Here is an 18,410-nt window from a genome sequence, read left to right on the forward strand (position 1 = left end):
TCTTTCCATCAGTCCAGCTGCACGCTGGCCTTGGCGGACTGGACCTCCTTGGTGGTGCGCAGCTTGAGTCCCCCCGCCGACCGGCCTCGGGACTGCCCCATGGGCGGAGCCACACACGAGGGGGTGAACAGGTCAAGCCGCATGCGGATGTCGGTCTCCAGCGCATCGGCGTCAGGCACCTTGGCTCGGTGGCGTTCCAGCGACAACCGGGCGGTTTCCATCAGTTTGAGGTTGAGCGTGGTGTCGCACTGCTCCAGCAACATCCGCACCGTTTCGGCAGGTTTGCCCGCCACCGTCAGCGCCAGTGCCTCCTGCGCAATGCTCCCGATGCGTTGGTAGCTCGTCCTCACAGCGGCTTCGTAAGGAGGATGGCGCTTGGCGGCATTGGCCAACAAGTCGGTCAGGCTGCCGCTGGTGCAAAAACGCAATGCCAGGGTGTTGACCCATTCGTCGGCCACTTCCAGCATCAACTCCGAACGGGCAATTTCGCTGATCAGCGTGAGGAAGTTGCTGGCCGCTTCCACGTCGAAGACAGACGAGCGGATTTCCTGGGCGTGTTCCTTGATGTTCCCCACCACCAGAGCCAGCTGCTTGTTGACCAGCAGCAACAGGGTGTTGGCCATGGCCTTGAAGCGCACCAGTCGGGGTGAGCTCTCGTGCCGTTCCATCAGCTTGACAATCTGTTCGATGCAGCGTTTGATGCCCTGCGCATCCTTGAGTTGAAAGCGCGCAAACGTCAGCAACATCAAGGCCTGTGGGTCATAGAGCTTGGAGGTCAGCCCCAGCAAGGTGGCGCGATCCAAGGTCCGTGCCGCTTCTTTGTAGTCGCCTTGGTAGTAGGCCATCATGCCGTAGCGCTGCAACCGATCCACCGACCCCGGGGTGATCTCGGCGGCTTGACGAGCAGCCTCCAGGGCTTCGGTCGGACGGCTGTTGTCCAGGTGGAGCCGCAGCAGCACATCGTGGGTATCGGCAAACGCAGGTTGGTCTTTGGCCAAAGCGGACAACTCGGTCAACGCCGCCTCTGACTTGCCCCCATCCAGCAGCGAACGGGCCACGCCCAACCGAGCCCACGGCAGAGGCTGCTGGGCCACGATGCTGCGGTAAATCTCACCGGCCTCCTCGTGCTGGCCTTCCCGCATCATCAGCTCGGCGGCCACCCGACCCGCGTACAGCCAGTAGCTGGTCCGGGCCCGGTAGCGATCCAGGCAATGCTGAATGGCCGCCCGGAAGTCCCCCACCTCAATGGCATTGAAGATGTCTGCCAGCATGATCTTGCGGCGGTGGGCGTGTCGCAACCGCTCCAGCAAACCGCCCGCGGTGTGGGGTTTGAGCAGGTAACTGTCCAATGCGGACTCAGCCGCTTCCGACACCTGTGCATAGGTGGCTTCGCCCGTGAGCATGACGAACACGGTGCCGTAAGGCAGCACCTGCGCCCGCCGCAGATCGTCCAGCAACTCCTGTCCGGTGTAGTCGGTGTCTGGAAAACGCTGCTCGCACAGCACCACCTCGAACGACTTGGTTTCCAGCTTGTTGCGTGCTTCGATGGGGCGGTTGGCCGTTTCGACCGCCGTCATCCCGAAATCCCGCAACTGCTGTGCAATGACGCCGCGTGAGACGGCGTTGCCATCCACCACCAAGGCAGAGCAATCCAACAAATCAATTTCGCGCTGTTTCTTTCCACTCATGTCAGCTTCAAACCCCAACCCCAAAAGCGGGACTTTTTACCGCAAACAAACCCCGTTTTTTGTCCCGACCCGATATTTGCGTGGCCGCTGTGTCCCACGTCCAACGAAATGCCCTGTGCCGTGCGAAATGCCTCACTGTGTGTGAGCGGCACACACCCTGGTTGACCCCCATCAACACACAGGCCGCACCGTGTCCCCATACTCAAACCAGCAGAGTCAAACAACCCGAGACAAAGGAGCTGTGTTCCATGGATGTGCCCCATCAAGCGGTCAACTTGAATCAATCACCCGCAACCCCCGAGCCCACACCTTCCGCAGCACCGACCCCACCGGTCCGCAGCCGCTCGCCCAGGCGTCAGCCCCCTCGCAAGGTTGCCACCGGGGACACCCTGGGCACCGTCCGTGCCGAGCCGCTGCGCAAAGCCGCCGTCGACAGGGCCACAGACAAAGCCCGCAGTGCCAAACTGGTGGCCGTTGAAGACATCTTGGCCACCAGCTCCCCGGTGCCCAAAAACAAGGCGGCATCCCTGCGTGCCATTTTGGAAGGGGCCTCACCCGACGACGCCCAGGCCATCCGCCGCCTGCTGAAAGCCGAGGCCAAGAGCGCCCAGCGCAAAGCCCGCGACACCGCCACCGCCAAGGCCGACGAGGAACTGGCCAGCAACTGGCGCGGCGGCGAGTACCCGTACAAAAACCTGCTCTCTCGCAAGAACTACGAGCAGCAGAAGTACCTGTTGCAGGTGGAGTTGCTCAAGCTCCAGGCCTGGGTGAAGGAAACGCGCCAGCGGGTGGTCATCCTGTTCGAAGGGCGCGACGCCGCCGGCAAGGGCGGCACCATCAAACGCATGATGGAACACCTCAACCCCCGCGGTGCCCGCGTGGTGGCGCTGGAAAAACCCAGCGAAGTGGAACGCGGCCAGTGGTACTTTCAGCGCTACGTGCAGCACCTGCCCACCGCGGGCGAAATCGTGCTGTTCGACCGCAGTTGGTACAACCGGGCCGGGGTGGAGCGGGTCATGGGTTTTTGCTCAGAGGCTGAATACCAGGAGTTCATCCGACAGACCCCACAGTTTGAGCGCCAGCTGGTGCGCAGCGGCATCCACCTCATCAAGTTCTGGTTCTCGGTCAGCCGCAAGGAGCAGCGCCGTCGCTTCAAGGAGCGCGAGGCCCACCCGCTCAAGCAGTGGAAGCTCAGCCCCATCGACCTGGCCAGCCTGGACAAGTGGGACGACTACACCAAGGCCAAGGAAGCCATGTTCTTCGAAACCGACACCGCCGACGCGCCCTGGACGGTGATCAAGAGCGACTGCAAGAAGCGCGCACGCCTGAACGCCATGCGCTATGTGCTGCAAAAGCTGCCCTACACCAACAAGGACCCGCGCAACATCGGCGACCTGGACACCCTGTTGGTGGGCCGCGCCCACGTGGTGTACGAGCGGGGCGAACACCCGGGCAGTGCCATTTTGTGAACCAAAACGGCCTCTAGCGCTTTTTATACGGAGCTTTTCAGCTCCGTTTTTGATTGCAGACCAGCACCGCCACGGTGACGGCTGCGATGAACACGAAGTTCAGGAACGACCAATTGGCAATGGTCAGCGACAGGAAGGTCCAGTCCACCGCGGCACAGTCGCCACTGCCCTTGAACACCATGGGAATGACGCGCTGGAGCGGGAAGTTCTCGATCATGCCGTACAGGTCACGCCCGCAGCTGGCCACCTCGGGCGGGTTCCATTGCAACCAGCTTTGGCGGGCGGCCACAAACGCGCCAAACCCGGCCATCAGCAGCAGCTCGCCCTGAAAGACCAGGCGCAAGGCCCCGGCCTTGACCACGGAGGCCGCCAGTGCCGCCAACCCCACCAGTACCAGCGCATACCGTTGGACGATGCACATGGGGCACGGCTCCAGGCCCACCACATGCTGCAAGTACATGCCAAAGGCCAGCAGGCCCAGACACAGGGCGGCCAGGGCGGCCATCACTCGGGCGGGTTGTTCCGCCAGGAATCGTTGAATCATGAAATAACCACGTTTGAAAGGTTGCGCCAGATCAAGGGTGTCGGGCTCTTATGCCATCGCGTGACTTTTGTCACTGCGGTCAACCATATGAGGCAGCTTACACTCCCGCGGTTCCCATCCACCCGCACAACCGCAGAGTTTTTTCATGAGCGCTTTCCTGGAAGAAACCGTCACCGAAGTCCACCACTGGACCGATCGCCTGTTCAGCTTCAAGACCACCCGCGACCAGGCATTGCGCTTCTCCAACGGCCACTTCACCATGATTGGCCTGCGGGTCGATGGCAAGCCGCTGCTGCGCGCCTACTCCATCGTCAGCGCCAACTACGAAGAGCACCTGGAGTTCCTGAGCATCAAGGTGCAAGACGGTCCGCTGACCTCGCGCCTGCAACACATCCAGGTGGGCGACAAGATCATCGTGGGCAAAAAGCCCACCGGCACGCTGCTGATCGATTACCTGCTGCCCGGCAAAAACCTGTACCTGATCGGCACGGGCACAGGCCTGGCCCCGTTCATGTGCCTGATCCGCGACCCCGCCACCTACGAAAAGTACGAAAAGGTCATCCTGTTCCACGGCGTGCGCGAGGTCAAGGAACTGGCCTACGCCGAATACATCACCATGGACCTGCCCAACCACGAGTACCTGGGCGACATGGTCAAGGAACAACTGCTGTACTACCCCTCGGTGACGCGTGAGCCCTTCAAGAACCGGGGCCGTGCCACCGACCTGCTGGCCAGCGGCAAGCTCCAGGAAGACCTGGGCCTGCCCAAGCTGGACCCGGTGCACGACCGCGTGATGATCTGCGGCAGCCCCGCCTTGAACAAGGACATGCGCGAGCTGCTCAACGCCCGCGGGTTCACCGAAGGCAGCACCACCACGCCAGGGGATTACGTGGTCGAACGCGCCTTCGTGGAGCAGTGACGCTACCATCGCGCCATTTCTGAAAACGCCTCAAGGACACCTCGACATGGCACGCATGGTTCAATGCATCAAGCTCGGCAAGGAAGCCGAAGGCCTGGATTTCCCCCCCTACCCCGGTGAACTGGGCAAACGGCTGTGGGAAAGCGTCAGCAAGGAAGCCTGGGCCGCCTGGCTCAAGCACCAGACCATGCTGGTCAACGAAAACCGCCTGAACCTGGCCGACGCCCGCGCCCGCCAGTACCTCGCCCGCCAGATGGAAAACCATTTCTTCGGTTCGGGTGCCGACGTGGCCCAAGGCTACGTTCCTCCTTCGGCCTGAGGCCTGTCCCCCTTCCGCCGCCGGTGCCTGCGGGCACGGCGGCCCCTGCACAATGTCCACCCACCTGTCCCTGGTCGGACCCGATGCCACCGCATGGCTGGCCAGCCTGAGCGGCCAGCCTGAATCGGACCACCCGGTGGTGCTGGTCGAATCTGGCGCCCTCCCCTCCCTCCTGAACGGCCTGCCCGCCGCCCTCAACCAAGCCCCGCCCGTGGCCTGGCCCGAGCACCTGCCCGATGGCTTCCACCCCCTGCAACTGGGTGAGCGCTGGTGGCTGCTGTGCGTGGGTGATGTGGCCGAGTCGCTGGCCGAGCTGGTGGGCACGGTGCAATCGGTGTGGGTGTCTGCCGCTTGTGTACCCCTGCTGCCCGCGCAACTGCGGGTGCTGGGCCGCCTGTGCACGCGCGAGGCAGCCCTTCAGCTGCCCGCAGACTCCGTCACTCCCAGCGTACAAACAGCTCTGGCCGACGCGGGGTTTGCGCCTGCCGACCGCAAAGACAGCACCGACACCGCCACGTGGCACTACCAACCCCGCTGGCCCGTGACCAACAACGAGGCCGCCAGCCACCCGCCCTCCGCCCTGGTGGTGGGCGCGGGCCTGGCCGGTGCGGCGGTGACCCTGAGCCTGATCGAACGGGGCTGGCACGTTCACCTGCTGGACCAGCATGCGGAACCTGCCCAAGGCGCATCGGCCCTGCCCGTGGGCGTGATGACCGAACACCTGGCCGCCCACGACACCGTGCTGTGTGAGCTGTCCCGCATTGGCGTGCCCCTGCACTGGCGGGAGCTGAAATCCCGCATCCCCGAAGGCCACGGCTGGCAGGCGGCACCGGTGGCCAACCTCAAATCGGTGCCCACCGAATCCCTGCCCCCGCTGGACCGCCTGTTGACCGACCCGGCCCTGGCCCACCACCTGCAACCCGGTGGCCTGATTCGCCCCGCCGCCCTGGTGCAAGCCTGGCTGGCACAGGCCCGTGCCAGCGGTCGCCTGACCGAACACTGGAACGCCCGTGTGGCGGCGCTGCGCAACACCCCCGCCACCCGCTGGGCCGCGCTGGACGGCCAAGGCCACACGCAGGCCGAAGCCGACCATGCGGTGCTGACCGCCGCCCATGGCTCGCTGGCGCTGCTGGCCCTGCACACCCCGCAGCCCGAGGTGGACCTGCCGCTGCGCCCCGTCAAAGGCCAAATGACCTACGGCCCCCTGGACGGCGACGCCCACGCCCCCTGCCCGGTGCGCCACAGCGGGGTGCTGGTGCCCCGTTACGACGACGCCACCCACCCGGTGGCGCAACACCTGTGGTCCATGGGTTCCACCTACGAACGCGGGTTGGACAATGCCGAGGTCACCCTGGCTTCGCACCAGCGCAACGCCGCCAGCCTGCAGCACATCTCGGGCCCGGCCCATGCGCGGCTGACCGAACAGGCGCAGCAAGGCCGTGTGCATGACTGGGCCGAGGTGCGCTGCGCCTCGTTGGACCGCCTGCCTCTGGTGGGGCCGCTGTTGCAACACCCCAGTGGCGGACTCAAACCCTCCGCCACGCTGGCGGCGGTGCCTCGCCTGCCGGGGCTGTGGACGCTGTCGGCCTTGGGCTCGCGGGGGTTGACCTTGTCCCTGCTGGCCGCACAGTTGCTGAGTGCCCGCATGGCGGGGGGACCCTGGCCCATGAAGCGCCGCCACGCCGAAGCTCTGGACCCCGCCCGGTTCGCCCTGCGCCACGCACGCAAGGCCACCGTCAAAGCCGCAGGTTGAACCGTTGCCCTGCCGAGGGCATTCAATTGGCGTGAATGCGCGCCCAGTCCTGCAACACGTCGGCCACTTCAGCCGGGTTGAGGGGCTTGCCCAGCAGCCGGGTGAACCGCGCATCCCCCAGGTGCTCACGCAACTTGCGTTCGCGCCAACGGGCCAGCAGGTTGAGGGGGTTTCGATGCTCCAGGCTGGCGGTGGACACCACCAAGCTGCCCAAACGGTTGCGTGCGCGGTAGGCCGCGGCCACCGCCGAGGCGTCGATGGTGACGGAGTCGTCGTTGACAAACACCATGGTGTACTCCCGAAGGCTCAACGCCGACAGGGCCTGGGTGGTGGACAGGACTTCGTCCACCTTGACCAGGTTGGCCAAGGCCAGTCGGGCCCGCAGGTACATGCGCTCGGTCTCGTCGGTGCTGGCCACCAGCACGCGCCAAACCAGCCAGCCAGTGGTCAAGGTGCCTGTGGGCTGGGTGGCGTCGTAGACCTGCCCATCGGCCACGGGGGCCGACGACACCAAGAAAGCCGCCGCGGGAGCCGCCACAGGGGCGGCTGGGGGCGTGGGCGGAAGGGTCAAGTCCAAATCCAGGTCCAGGCCATCGGTCTCGACCGACAACCCGGGCAAGGTGTCGGCAAATGCATCAGGGGCCGGGGCAGCGGACGTCATGCGGCGATGCTAACCCATCCGGTGTGCCACCTCCAGGCCCAGGGGGTCCCGCCCCCATGGCCGACGGTCCTTTATTCCCACCTAACATACGTCAATGAAAAATCAATAGTTTGAAATATGAAAGCCCACTTATAAAGTGCCCTCCATGCATGATTTCGCCTTTGTGATCGCGGGGTTCTCGGTGGGGCTGGTGGTGGGCCTCACCGGTGTGGGCGGCGGCTCGCTGATGACCCCCATCCTCATCTTCTTCTTCGGCATCAAGCCCTACCTGGCCGTGGGGACCGACCTGCTGTTTGCCGCCTTCACCAAGATGGGGGGCACCGTCAGTCTGGCCCGGCAGAAGCTGGTGCCGTGGCGCGTGGTGGGCTCGCTGTGCGCGGGCAGCATCCCGGCCTCGCTGATCACGCTGTGGGCGCTGCACGAGGCGGGCACCACCTCCGCCGTGGTGCAAAAGCTCATGACCACCACCCTGGGTGTGGCCCTGCTGCTGACCGCCGTCGCCAGCCTGTACAAGGCGGTGCGCGGCAAACAGCTGCCCCGCACCCTGGCCGCCGCCGACGAAGCCCTGGCCCTGCACCCACGCCACCCGGCCCTGCCGGTGCTGCTGGGGGCCGTCATCGGCACGTTGGTGACGCTGACCTCGGTGGGTGCCGGTGCCATTGGCGTGACCGCCCTGCTGCTGCTCTACCCCATGCTGCCGCTGCCGCGCATCGTGGCCGCCGACATCGCCTACGCCGTGCCGCTGACCCTGGTGGCCGGGCTGGGCCATGCCTCGCTGGGCTCGGTGGACTGGCCGCTGCTCACCAAGCTGCTGGCGGGCTCGCTGCCGGGCATCTGGCTGGGCTCGCGCCTGGTCACCCGCACGCCCGAACGACTGATTCGCGGTGCCCTGTCCCTGCTGCTGGCCTGGGCAGGCACCAAGCTGGTGATGGTCTGACCCCTCACCGCGCCCGACACCTTTTGCATTCCTTGTTTTTTCGGCTGATTCCTGATGTACGCCTACACCGACTTTGACCGCCAGTTCATCCGCCTGCGGGCCGCGCAGTACCGCGACCAGCTGGAGCGCAACCTCAACGGCACCCTGAGCGAGGACGCCTTCCGTCCGCTGCGCCTGCAGAACGGCTGGTATGTGCAGCGCTACGCCCCCATGCTGCGCGTGGCCGTGCCCTATGGCGAACTGTCGGCCCGCCAGTTGCGCGTGCTGGCCCGCATTGCCCGTGAATACGACCGCCCCACGCCCGAGCTGCTGGCCCGCGCCCAGGCCACGCAAGACGGCATCGACCAGCGTGCAGGCACCCCGCCGGGGCCGCGCCTGAAGTCGGGCTACGCCCACTTCACCACCCGGCAGAACGTGCAGTTCAACTGGATTCCGCTGGAGCGCAGCGCCGACGTGATGGAGCTGCTGGCCAGCGTGGACATGCACGGCATCCAGACCAGCGGCAACTGCATCCGCAACATCACCAGCGACGAACGCGCCGGCATTGCCGTGGACGAGGTGGCCGACCCCCGCCCCTTTGCCGAAGTGCTGCGCCAGTGGAGCACGCTGCACCCCGAATTTGCCCACCTGCCCCGCAAGTTCAAGATCGCCATCCACGGTGCCCGCGAAGACCGTGCCGCCATCCGCTGGCACGACGTGGGCCTGGAACTGGTGCGCAACCCCAACGCCCCCGAGAACGCTATCAATTCAGAAGCTGCTCACGCTTTCAATGAAAGCGCTACAGGCCATTTTGATGCTAAAAACCTGGGCTTCAAAGTCTGGGTGGGCGGCGGCATGGGCCGCACCCCGGTGGTGGCCAGCCTGGTGCGCGAGTTCCTGCCCTGGGACCAGATCGTCAACTACCTGGAAGCCGTGGTCCGCGTCTACAACCGCTGGGGCCGCCGCGACAACAAGTACAAGGCCCGCATCAAGATCCTGCTCAAGGCCGAAGGCCAGCGCTTCATCGACGAGGTGGAGGCCGAGTACCGCGACATCCTTGAAAAAGACGGCGCCCCGCACACCATTCCCCTGGCCGAGCTGCAACGCGTGGCCGCCAGCTTCGTGCCCCCGGCACTGGACTGCGACCGCAAGAGCGCTGACGAAAAGATCAACCACATCCTCAAGGCCGCCGCCGAGGACGACGTGGAGTTTGGCCGCTGGCTGCAACAGAACGTGGCCCCCCACCGCAACCCCGACCTGCGGGCCGTGACCCTGTCGTTCAAGCGCCTGGGCCAGGCCCCCGGTGACGCCACCGCCGACCAACTCGACGCCGTGGCCGAGCTGGCCGAACGCTACAGCGTCGGTGAAGCCCGCGTCTCCCACGACCAGAACCTGCTGCTGCCCTGGGTGCGCTGCGACCAGTTGCCCGAGCTGTGGCGCGACGCCCGCCGCCTGGGCCTGGCCAAGCCCAACATCCACCTGCTGACCGACATGATTGCCTGCCCCGGCGGCGACTTCTGCGCCCTGGCCAACGCCCGCGCCATCCCCGTGGCCGCCGCCATTGCCGAGCGTTACACCGACCTGGACGAGCTGCACGACCTGGGCGAAATCGACCTGCACATCAGCGGCTGCATCAACTCCTGCGGCCACCACCACAGCGGCCACATCGGCATCCTGGGCGTGGACAAGGACGGGCAGGAGTGGTACCAGGTCACGCTGGGCGGATCGGACGGCTCGCAGCTGTCGGGCCAGCCCGGCGCGGGCAAGGTGGTGGGCCCCTCGTTCGCCGCCGAAGAGGTGGTGGAGGTGGTGGAAGCCGTGCTGGACACCTACCGCGAGCAACGCCAGTCGGGCGAAACCTTCATCGACTGCCTGCGCCGCGTGGGCCACGACCCGTTCAAGGCCGCGGCCAACGCCACCCGCCACCGCACCGCCCGCGACACCGACCACGCCCTGGCCACCGAGAACGCCTGAGCCGCCCCAAACCCTTCAGAGACAGCCCCATGAAACTGTTTGCCGCCGACGCCCTGCCGCCCGAGCCCACCGGGCCTGACCACCGCACCCTGGCCGTGGCCAACGACGCCGACCCCCGCAGCCTGAACCTGAACGGCGTGGTCCGCGTGGACCTGCACTTCCCCGCCTTCACCGATGGCCGCGCCTTCAGCCAGGCCTTCTTGCTGCGCCGCCGCCTGGGCTTCATCGGCGACATCCGCGCCACCGGCGACGTGCTGGTGGACCAGCTCCAGCAGATGCAGCGCACCGGCTTCACCGAAGCGGTGCTGGCCCCCGGGCAAGACCTGGCCCATGGCGTCAAGCTGCTGAGCCTGTTCAACGACTTCTACCAAGGCGACGCCGTGAGCCCCCGCCCGCTGTTCGCCCGGGACGCCACCACCGCCACGGAGGCCGCATGACCGCCACCGTGTCCGCCACCGCCTCCGCCCTGCCGGGGGCCGCATCTGAACTGCCTGGCGCGGTGTCGTCCTGGCCCGGGGCCGATGCCGCACCCCTGCGCAAGGCCACCGAGCTGAACGACCGCCCCAGCGCCACCTACGCCGACAAACTGGCCGCCACCGAAGCGCTGCTGCGCCAGGCCGCCACCGACTTCACCGCGCCCGACGGGCAGGTGCAGGTCGTCCAGGCCCACAGCCTGGGGGCTGAAGACGTGGTGGTGGCCCACATCCTCCAGCGCCTGAACCTGCCCATTGCCGCCTTTGTGCTGGAAACCGGGGCCCTGCACGCCGAAACCCTGGCCCTGCTGGAACGCACCCGCCAAGCCCACCCCGAACGCCTGCGCGTCTACCAACCCCAGGCCGAGGCCGTGGTGCAATTTGTGCAGTGCCACGGTGCCGAGGCCATGTACCAGAGCATCGAGCTGCGCAAGGCCTGCTGCGGCGTGCGCAAGATGGAACCGCTGGCCCGCGCCCTGGCCGGACAGCGCGCCTGGATCACCGGCCTGCGCCGCGAACAGTCCGGTGCCCGTGCCGACGTGCCCGCCATCGAGCCCGACCGCTCGGGCGACGTGGAACGCACCAAGTTCAACCCCCTGGCCGACTGGACCTGGGGCGACGTGTGGCACTACATCGCCACCCACGGCGTGGACTACAACCCGCTGCACGACCGGTTCTTCCCCAGCATCGGCTGTGCGCCCTGCACCCGCGCCATCAGCCTGGGCGAGGACTTCCGCGCCGGCCGCTGGTGGTGGGAAGACGAAGCTGCGAAAGAATGCGGACTGCACGCCAAGAAAGCCTGAACCATGAACGCCCCCCTCTCCCTTGACAGGCTCCAGGAGCCCACCGCCACGCCCAGCACCGCCATGAGCGAACACCACCTCAACAACACCCACCTGGACGCGCTGGAAGAAGAAACCATCTTCATCCTGCGCGAAGTGGCCGCCACCTTCGAGCGCCCCGCCCTGCTGTTCTCGGGCGGCAAGGACTCGCTGGTCATGCTCAAGTGCGCCGAAAAGGCCTTTGGCACCAAAGCGAGTGGCGGTGGCCTGCCCTACCCGCTGCTGATGATCGACACCGGCCACAACTTCCAGGAAGTGACCGATTTCCGTGACTTCCGCGCCCAGGAGCTGGGTGCCCAGCTCATCGTGCGTAGCGTCGAAGACAGCATGGCCCGCGGCACCGTGCGCCTGGCCCACCCGGGCGAGAGCCGCAATGCCCACCAGTCGGTCACGCTGCTGGAGGCCATTGAGGAGTTCCGCTTCGACGCCCTCATTGGCGGAGCCCGCCGCGACGAGGAAAAGGCCCGCGCCAAGGAGCGCATCTTTTCCCACCGCGACAGCTTCGGCCAATGGCAACCCAAGGCCCAGCGCCCCGAGCTGTGGACGCTGTTCAACACCCGCATCCAGCCGGGGGAACACTTCCGCGTGTTCCCCATCAGCAACTGGACCGAGCTGGACGTGTGGCAGTACATCGCCCGCGAAAACATCGGCCTGCCCAGCCTGTACTACAGCCACAAGCGCGAAGTGGTGGAGCGCAAGGGCCTGCTGGTGCCGGTGACCCCCCTCACCCCGCCGCGCGAGGGCGAAACCGTGGTGGTACGCGACGTGCGTTTCCGCACCGTGGGCGACATCACCTGCACCTGCCCCGTGGCCAGCACCGCCGCCACGCCGCAGGACATCGTGATCGAGACCCTGGCCGCCGACGTGTCCGAACGCGGCGCCACCCGCATGGACGACCAGACCAGCGAAGCCTCCATGGAAAAACGCAAGAAGGACGGGTATTTCTGATGACTACCAATTCGATAGCTGCTCACGCTTTCAATGAAAGCGCTACAAGCCAAAAAGACACTCAAAATGCCCTGCGCTTCATCACCTGCGGCAGCGTGGACGACGGCAAGAGCACCCTCATCGGCCGCCTGTTGGTTGATACGCAAGCCGTGCTGCGCGACCACTTGGCCGGTGTGCAACGCCAAGGCGAGACCGACCTGGCCCTGCTGACCGACGGCCTCTCTGCCGAGCGCGAGCAAGGCATCACCATCGACGTGGCCTACCGCTACTTCAACACCGAGACGCGCAAGTTCATCATCGGCGACGCCCCGGGCCACGAGCAGTACACCCGCAACATGGTCACCGCCGCCTCGCAGGCCGACGCCGCCGTGGTGCTGGTGGACGCCACCAAGCTCGACTGGGCCAACCCCCAGCTGCCGCTGCTCGTCCAGACGCGCCGTCACTCGCTGCTGGTGAATTTGCTGCGCGTGCCCAGCATCGTGTTCGCCATCAACAAGCTCGACGCCGTGGCCGACCCCGCGCTGGCCTTTGCCCACATCAGCGCCGCGCTCAACGCCTTTGCGGCTGAAGCGGGCATCACCCCCGCCGCCATCGTGCCGGTGTCCGCCCTCAAGGGCTGGAACGTGGTGGACGACCACCACGAACACGTCGGCTGGTGCGGCTACACCGGGCCCACCCTGCTGGACATCCTGGAGGGCCTGCCCGTCACCCGCAGCGACACCGCCGCCCCGCTGGCCTTCCCCGTGCAGTGGGTGGAAAAGCAACACAGCAGCAACGTCACCCACCAGGGCCGCCGCATTTTCTGGGGCCGCGTGGCCGCAGGCGCGGTGGCCCCCGGCACCGAGGTACAGGTGTTCCCCAGCGGCCAGAAGGCCGTGGTGGCCCAGGTGCTGGACCACGCCCGCCGCCCCAAGAACGTGGACGCGGGCACCAGCGCCGGCATCGTGCTGGACCGCGAGGTGGACGTGTCGCGGGGCGACTGGATCCTGGCCGCGCCCGTGGCCGCTGCGGTGGCCGACGACGATTTCGACACCCCCGCCGCCGTCAGCGCCTACCCGGGCCGCAAGGAGCTGCTGGCCACCGTGGCCTGGATGGACGACGAACCCCTGGTGCCTGGCCGCGTGTACTGGGCGCTGCACGGCCACCGCTGGGTCAAGGCCAAGGTCAAACGTGTGGTGCACCGCCTCAACATCCACACCCTGGCCGAGGAAGACGCCACGCAGCTGGAACCCAACGCCGTGGGCCATGTGGAACTGCTGTTCCAAGATGCGCTGCCCGCCGTGGCCTACACCCAGTCGCGCGTGCTGGGGGCCATGATCCTGGTGGACACCGCCAGCCACCGCACCTCAGGTGCCGTGCTGGTGAACTGACCCAGCCCTTTTTGGGCCCTGCCTTTTGTCAATGCGTGGGGGCTTTGCGGCCCCTACCATCCACAACTTTTAAAATCGGCGGTTTTGACCGTTTCACCCACCCCACCATGACCCACGTTGTCACCGAAGCCTGCATCCGCTGCAAATACACCGACTGTGTCGATGTGTGCCCTGTGGACTGCTTCCGCGAAGGCCCCAATTTCCTCACCATCGACCCCGACGAGTGCATCGACTGCGCCGTGTGCATCCCCGAATGCCCCGTCAGCGCCATCTACGCCGAGGAAGACGTGCCCAAGGACCAGGAGCACATGATCAAGCTCAACGCCGAGCTGGCCCTGCTGCCGTCCTGGAAAAGCATCACCAAGCGCAAGGCCCCGCTGCCCGACCACGAAGAGTGGAAGGACCGCACCGGCAAGCTGTCCGAGCTGGTTCGCTGATCCACCCCGGCCACCGGGTTTTCAGCCGCTGTGCCCGCGATCTGCGGCACACTGCAAGCGCCCCCGCCGGGCGCTTTGTCGTTTCTGAAGCCCCCCGTCGTCGCGCCAGCCCCTTCCGACCTTGCCCACTGCCATGACCGCCCCCACCCACCCGGTGCCCGATCCCACGTCCACCGCCCCCATCGAAACCGACGCCCTGGTCATCGGCGCGGGGCCCGTGGGCTTGTTCCAGGTGTTTCAGCTGGGGCTGCAAGACATCCGCACCCAGGTGGTGGATGCCCATGCGGCCCCTGGAGGGCAACCCCAGGCGCTCTACCCCGACAAGCCCATTTACGACCTGCCCGGCATCCCCATGTGCACCGGTGCCGAGTTGACCCAGCGGCTGTGGCAGCAGGTGCAGCCCTTTGCCCCCCAGTGCCACTGGGGCCAGCAGGTTCATTCGCTCACCCCCCTGCCCGATGGCCGCCTGGCCGTGGGGATGCAGTCGGCATCCCGCACCTCCACACGCTTCATCGCCCGCACCGTGTTCATTGCCGCCGGTGTGGGGGCGTTTGTGCCCAAACGCCTGGCGGTGCCCGGATGGGCCGACTGGGAGGGGCGCCAACTGTTCCACCACCCAGGCCCTGACCTGCCCTTGGCCGGACAACGCGTGCTGGTGGTGGGCGGCGACCAATGGGCGCTGGAACGGGCCGCCGACTTGGCCGAACAAGCGCAGCCTCCTTCTCACCTCACCCTGCTGCACCGACGCGACCACTGGGACGCCGACACCTGCACCCTGCAACGCATCGAATCCCTGGAAGCCGCCGGTCGCCTCCAGCGCCGCGTGGGTCAGGTGCAAAGCCTGCTGAGCACCAGTGACCGGCTGAACGGCGTGACGCTGAGCCTGCCTGATGGCGGCACCGACACCCTGGCGCTCGACCAGGTGCTGGTGTTCCTGGGGCTGAGTCCCAAGCTGGGCCCCGTGGCCGACTGGGGCCTGGCCATGGCACGCAAACAACTGCATGTGGAGCCCGGCGGCTGCGAAACCAGCTGTCCCGGCGTGTACGCGGTGGGTGATGTGGTGACCTACCCGGGCAAGAAGAAACTGCTGGTCTGCGGCTTTCACGAGGCGGTGATGGCGGCCTTTGCCGCCGCGCAGCGCCTGCGCCCCGACGCCCCGGTGCTGCTGGAGTACACCAGCAGCAGCACCCGCCTCCAGCGTCTTTTGGGTGTTCTCTGACCGACATCTTTCAAAAGGCTCGATTTACACCGTATAATGCGAGGCTATTCCCCGATAGCTCAGTCGGTAGAGCGCCGGACTGTTAATCCGTAGGTCCCTGGTTCGAGCCCAGGTCGGGGAGCCAAACAATTTGCACCGATTTTTTCCCCGATAGCTCAGTCGGTAGAGCGCCGGACTGTTAATCCGTAGGTCCCTGGTTCGAGCCCAGGTCGGGGAGCCAACAATTTGCAAAGCGATCCAAAGCCCGGTTTTTCCGGGCTTTGTCGTTTGGAAACCATGTCCACCCGCGACACACCGGCCACCTTGCCCTCGCACCCGCAGCCCGATGTGCTGCCACTGCATGCCGAGCCTGGCCACTTGATGCGCCGTGCGCACCAGTTGGCGGTGTCCACCTTCCACGACACACACGGTCGCCACATCACCCCGGTGCAATACGCAGTGTTGCGGGCGTTGCTGGACCACCCAGGCATCGATCAGGTCACGCTGGCCCAGCATGTGGCCCTCGACACATCCACCACCGCCGACATCGCCACCCGCCTGGAAGCCAAGGGCTGGGTCATCCGGGAACTGCTGCCGAGGCGTCAACGCGCCCTGTACCTCAGTCCGCAGGGCCAAGCGGTGCTGCATGACATGCTGCCCCATGTGCACGCGGTACACGAAGGCCTGCTCGGTCCCCTGTCCCCCGAAGAGCGCGCAGAGCTTCTTCGCCTGCTGAACAAGCTGCTGCGCCTGCCCGCCGCCTGACGGCATCAGGGAAAACACGCATCAGAAGCCCGTGCAAACAGGCCTTTCATTCCGCATAATGAATGTCATTCAGCATACACAATGAAGGAGACTTGCATGTTCCCCAAAAACACGTGGTACGTCGCAGCCATGAGCCAGGAGTTGACCGACAAGCCCCTGGGCCGCACCGTCTGCAACGAAAAGGTGGTGTTCTACCGGGCCGACCAGGGTCGGGTGGCCGCATTGGAGGATTTCTGCCCCCACCGGGGTGCCCCCTTGTCGCTGGGTTATGTGCAAGACGGCAAGCTGGTGTGTGGCTACCACGGTCTGGAAATGGGTTGCCAAGGCAAGACGGTGGCCATGCCCGGCCAGCGGGTGGGTGGGTTTCCCGCCATCCGCAGTTTCCCGGTGGAGGAACGGTATGGTTTCGTCTGGTTCTGGCCGGGCGACCCCGCACAGGCCGACGCCAACCTCATCCCCGTCCAGGTGTGGCACAACAACCCTGATTGGGCCTATGGTGGCGGGCTTTACCACATCGCCTGCGACTACCGGCTGATGGTGGACAACCTGATGGACCTCACCCACGAGACCTACGTCCACGCCACCAGCATCGGCCAGAAGGAAATTGACGAGACGCCCTGCAAGACCACGGTCAACGGCGACGAGGTGGTGACCAGCCGTTTCATGGACAATATCGAAGCGCCCCCATTCTGGAAGGCTGCCTTGCGCGCCAAGGGCCTGGCCGACCAGGTGCCGGTGGACCGCTGGCAGATCTGCCATTTCACCCCGCCCAGCCACGTGATGATCGAAGTGGGCGTGGCCCATGCGGGCCATGGTGGGTACAACGCCCCCGACAGCCACAAGGTGTACAGCGTGGTGGTGGACTTCATCACCCCCGCCACGAACACGTCCATCCACTATTTCTGGGGCATGGCGCGCAAGTTCAATCCCACCGATGCGGCACTGACCGATGCCATCCGAGAAGGCCAAGGCAAGATCTTTGCCGAGGATTTGGCCATGCTGGAGCAGCAACAGCAGAACCTGCTGCGCTGGCCGGATCGCAACCTGCTCAAGCTCAACATCGACACCGGTGGGGTTCAGGCCCGGCGTGTGATCGATCGACTGGTGGCCGCCGAGGCAGCTGGCACATCCACTTGAGGACGGGAACATGAGTCAAGCATCCACTCCGCTGACCGTCCAGGTGGTGCACAAGCACACCGAGGCCGAAGGCATTTGCAGCCTGGAGTTGCAGGCACCCGGGGGCGAGCCACTGCCCGCCTTCACCGCAGGCGCACACATCGACGTTCACCTGCCCAATGGCCTGGTGCGCCCATACTCCCTGTGCAATGACCCCGCCGAAGCACACCGCTACGTCATTGCCGTGCTGCTCGACCCGGCGTCCCGCGGCGGTTCGCGGGCCGTTCACGAACAGATCCAGCCAGGCATGACGCTGTCCATCAGCCCGCCTCGCAACCACTTCCCCTTGGACGAAACCGCTCCCCACCATGTGCTGCTGGCCGGCGGCATCGGCATCACCCCGCTGCTGTCCATGGCGCAGCGGCTGGCGCACGTGGGGGCGGCCTTCGAGCTGCACCACTGCACACGCGATGCATCGCGCACGCCGTTCCACGCCCAACTGTCCCAACCACCACTGGGCGCACGCTGCCACCACCACCAGGATGACCGTGACGGCTCAGTGGACTTGGCCGCGCTGTTGAACGCGACTCCACCCAACGCCCACCTGTATGTGTGTGGCCCCCAGGGGTTCATGGAAGCGGTGTTGGCCACCGCACGGGTCCAAGGCTGGGCCGAGGATCGGTTGCACCGGGAGTTTTTCGGTGCCGCCGTGTCAACGCCCACGGCGGAAGACCGCTTCGAACTGCAACTGGGGCACGGTGGACGGGTGGTGCAGGTCTTGCCCGAACAAAGCGCCTTGCAGGCCCTGCTGCAAGCGGGCATGGACATCCCCATGTCGTGTGAACAGGGGGTTTGCGGCACCTGCCTGACCCGTGTGCTGGCCGGAGAACCCGACCACCGGGACCACTACCTGACCGCAGACGAACAGGCCGCCAACGACCAGTTTCTGCCCTGTTGTTCCCGCAGCAAGTCCCCCCGCCTGGTGCTGGCGCTTTGAGGCTGACACGCTGACCCCGGC

The 18,410-nt window shown here is 66.1% G+C and carries 18 protein-coding genes and 2 tRNA genes; 17 read left to right on the forward strand and 3 right to left on the reverse strand.

Annotation, left to right across the window (positions count from 1 at the left end):
* Window positions 1–8: 8 nt before the first annotated feature.
* Window positions 9–1,688, reverse strand: a complete 1,680-nt coding sequence (locus tag ACYVB7_RS10445) for a response regulator (protein WP_460507168.1) — start codon at window positions 1,686–1,688, stop codon at window positions 9–11.
* Window positions 1,689–1,936: 248 nt separating this feature from the next.
* On the opposite strand from ACYVB7_RS10445, the gene ppk2 reads away from it, so the two are divergent.
* Entirely contained in the window at window positions 1,937–3,157 is a 1,221-nt protein-coding gene (ppk2, locus tag ACYVB7_RS10450; RefSeq protein ID WP_460507170.1) for a polyphosphate kinase 2 family protein, read from the forward strand.
* Window positions 3,158–3,194: 37 nt separating this feature from the next.
* On the opposite strand, the gene ACYVB7_RS10455 is transcribed toward ppk2, so the two are convergent.
* The gene (locus ACYVB7_RS10455; RefSeq protein WP_460507172.1) at window positions 3,195–3,701 is read right to left on the reverse strand and encodes a disulfide bond formation protein B; all 507 of its coding nucleotides are present in this window, start codon (window positions 3,699–3,701) and stop codon (window positions 3,195–3,197) included.
* A 145-nt stretch (window positions 3,702–3,846) separates the two neighbouring features.
* Between ACYVB7_RS10455 and ACYVB7_RS10460 the strand changes: the two genes are divergently transcribed.
* Genes ACYVB7_RS10460 through ACYVB7_RS10470 form a run of 3 tightly spaced genes read left to right on the forward strand, consistent with a single transcriptional unit; the run spans window position 3,847 to window position 6,692 of the window.
* Window positions 3,847–4,620, forward strand: coding sequence for a ferredoxin--NADP reductase (locus ACYVB7_RS10460; protein ID WP_460507174.1), 774 nt, complete (start codon window positions 3,847–3,849; stop codon window positions 4,618–4,620).
* A 46-nt stretch (window positions 4,621–4,666) separates the two neighbouring features.
* Window positions 4,667–4,939 (forward strand): Fe(2+)-trafficking protein, encoded by a 273-nt coding sequence (locus tag ACYVB7_RS10465; RefSeq protein WP_460507176.1) that lies wholly within the window; start codon window positions 4,667–4,669, stop codon window positions 4,937–4,939.
* Between the two features lie 52 nt (window positions 4,940–4,991).
* Complete coding sequence (locus ACYVB7_RS10470) at window positions 4,992–6,692, forward strand: MnmC family protein (RefSeq protein WP_460507178.1); 1,701 nt, start codon at window positions 4,992–4,994, stop codon at window positions 6,690–6,692.
* A 22-nt stretch (window positions 6,693–6,714) separates the two neighbouring features.
* Here the strand turns inward: ACYVB7_RS10470 and ACYVB7_RS10475 are convergent, their stop codons facing one another.
* Window positions 6,715–7,353 (reverse strand): hypothetical protein, encoded by a 639-nt coding sequence (locus ACYVB7_RS10475; protein ID WP_460507180.1) that lies wholly within the window; start codon window positions 7,351–7,353, stop codon window positions 6,715–6,717.
* A gap of 145 nt (window positions 7,354–7,498) precedes the next feature.
* Here ACYVB7_RS10475 and ACYVB7_RS10480 point away from each other — a divergent pair, with 145 nt between their 5' ends.
* The 13 genes from ACYVB7_RS10480 to ACYVB7_RS10540 all read left to right on the forward strand — a co-directional run bounded on the left by ACYVB7_RS10480 (window position 7,499) and on the right by ACYVB7_RS10540 (window position 18,389).
* Complete coding sequence (locus ACYVB7_RS10480) at window positions 7,499–8,290, forward strand: sulfite exporter TauE/SafE family protein (protein WP_460507183.1); 792 nt, start codon at window positions 7,499–7,501, stop codon at window positions 8,288–8,290.
* Window positions 8,291–8,344: 54 nt separating this feature from the next.
* Complete coding sequence (locus tag ACYVB7_RS10485; protein ID WP_460507186.1) at window positions 8,345–10,243, forward strand: nitrite/sulfite reductase; 1,899 nt, start codon at window positions 8,345–8,347, stop codon at window positions 10,241–10,243.
* 29 nt (window positions 10,244–10,272) lie between these two features.
* Window positions 10,273–10,680 (forward strand): DUF934 domain-containing protein, encoded by a 408-nt coding sequence (locus ACYVB7_RS10490; protein ID WP_460507188.1) that lies wholly within the window; start codon window positions 10,273–10,275, stop codon window positions 10,678–10,680.
* Window positions 10,677–11,519 (forward strand): phosphoadenosine phosphosulfate reductase family protein, encoded by an 843-nt coding sequence (locus ACYVB7_RS10495; RefSeq protein ID WP_460507191.1) that lies wholly within the window; start codon window positions 10,677–10,679, stop codon window positions 11,517–11,519. Before ACYVB7_RS10490 ends, ACYVB7_RS10495 begins: the two co-directional genes overlap by 4 nt.
* A 63-nt stretch (window positions 11,520–11,582) precedes the next feature.
* Window positions 11,583–12,506, forward strand: coding sequence for a sulfate adenylyltransferase subunit CysD (gene cysD, locus ACYVB7_RS10500; RefSeq protein ID WP_460507763.1), 924 nt, complete (start codon window positions 11,583–11,585; stop codon window positions 12,504–12,506).
* Window positions 12,506–13,876, forward strand: a complete 1,371-nt coding sequence (locus ACYVB7_RS10505; RefSeq protein WP_460507193.1) for a sulfate adenylyltransferase subunit 1 — start codon at window positions 12,506–12,508, stop codon at window positions 13,874–13,876. The genes cysD and ACYVB7_RS10505 overlap by 1 nt, the downstream gene beginning before the upstream one ends.
* A 107-nt stretch (window positions 13,877–13,983) precedes the next feature.
* Window positions 13,984–14,313 (forward strand): ferredoxin FdxA, encoded by a 330-nt coding sequence (gene fdxA / locus ACYVB7_RS10510; protein ID WP_460507195.1) that lies wholly within the window; start codon window positions 13,984–13,986, stop codon window positions 14,311–14,313.
* Between the two features lie 133 nt (window positions 14,314–14,446).
* On the forward strand, window positions 14,447–15,532 hold the full coding sequence (locus ACYVB7_RS10515) for an NAD(P)/FAD-dependent oxidoreductase (protein ID WP_460507198.1): 1,086 nt from the start codon (window positions 14,447–14,449) through the stop codon (window positions 15,530–15,532).
* Window positions 15,533–15,580: 48 nt separating this feature from the next.
* A tRNA-Asn gene (locus ACYVB7_RS10520) sits at window positions 15,581–15,656 on the forward strand.
* 20 nt (window positions 15,657–15,676) lie between these two features.
* A tRNA-Asn gene (locus ACYVB7_RS10525) sits at window positions 15,677–15,752 on the forward strand.
* A gap of 56 nt (window positions 15,753–15,808) precedes the next feature.
* The gene (locus tag ACYVB7_RS10530) at window positions 15,809–16,276 is read left to right on the forward strand and encodes a MarR family winged helix-turn-helix transcriptional regulator (protein WP_460507200.1); all 468 of its coding nucleotides are present in this window, start codon (window positions 15,809–15,811) and stop codon (window positions 16,274–16,276) included.
* A 96-nt stretch (window positions 16,277–16,372) separates the two neighbouring features.
* Window positions 16,373–17,413, forward strand: coding sequence for a Rieske 2Fe-2S domain-containing protein (locus ACYVB7_RS10535; protein ID WP_460507202.1), 1,041 nt, complete (start codon window positions 16,373–16,375; stop codon window positions 17,411–17,413).
* 10 nt (window positions 17,414–17,423) lie between these two features.
* A complete protein-coding gene (locus ACYVB7_RS10540; RefSeq protein WP_460507204.1) occupies window positions 17,424–18,389 on the forward strand; it encodes a PDR/VanB family oxidoreductase in 966 nt (321 codons plus the stop codon).
* Window positions 18,390–18,410: the final 21 nt, after the last annotated feature.

Source organism: Hydrogenophaga soli (assembly GCF_054777695.1).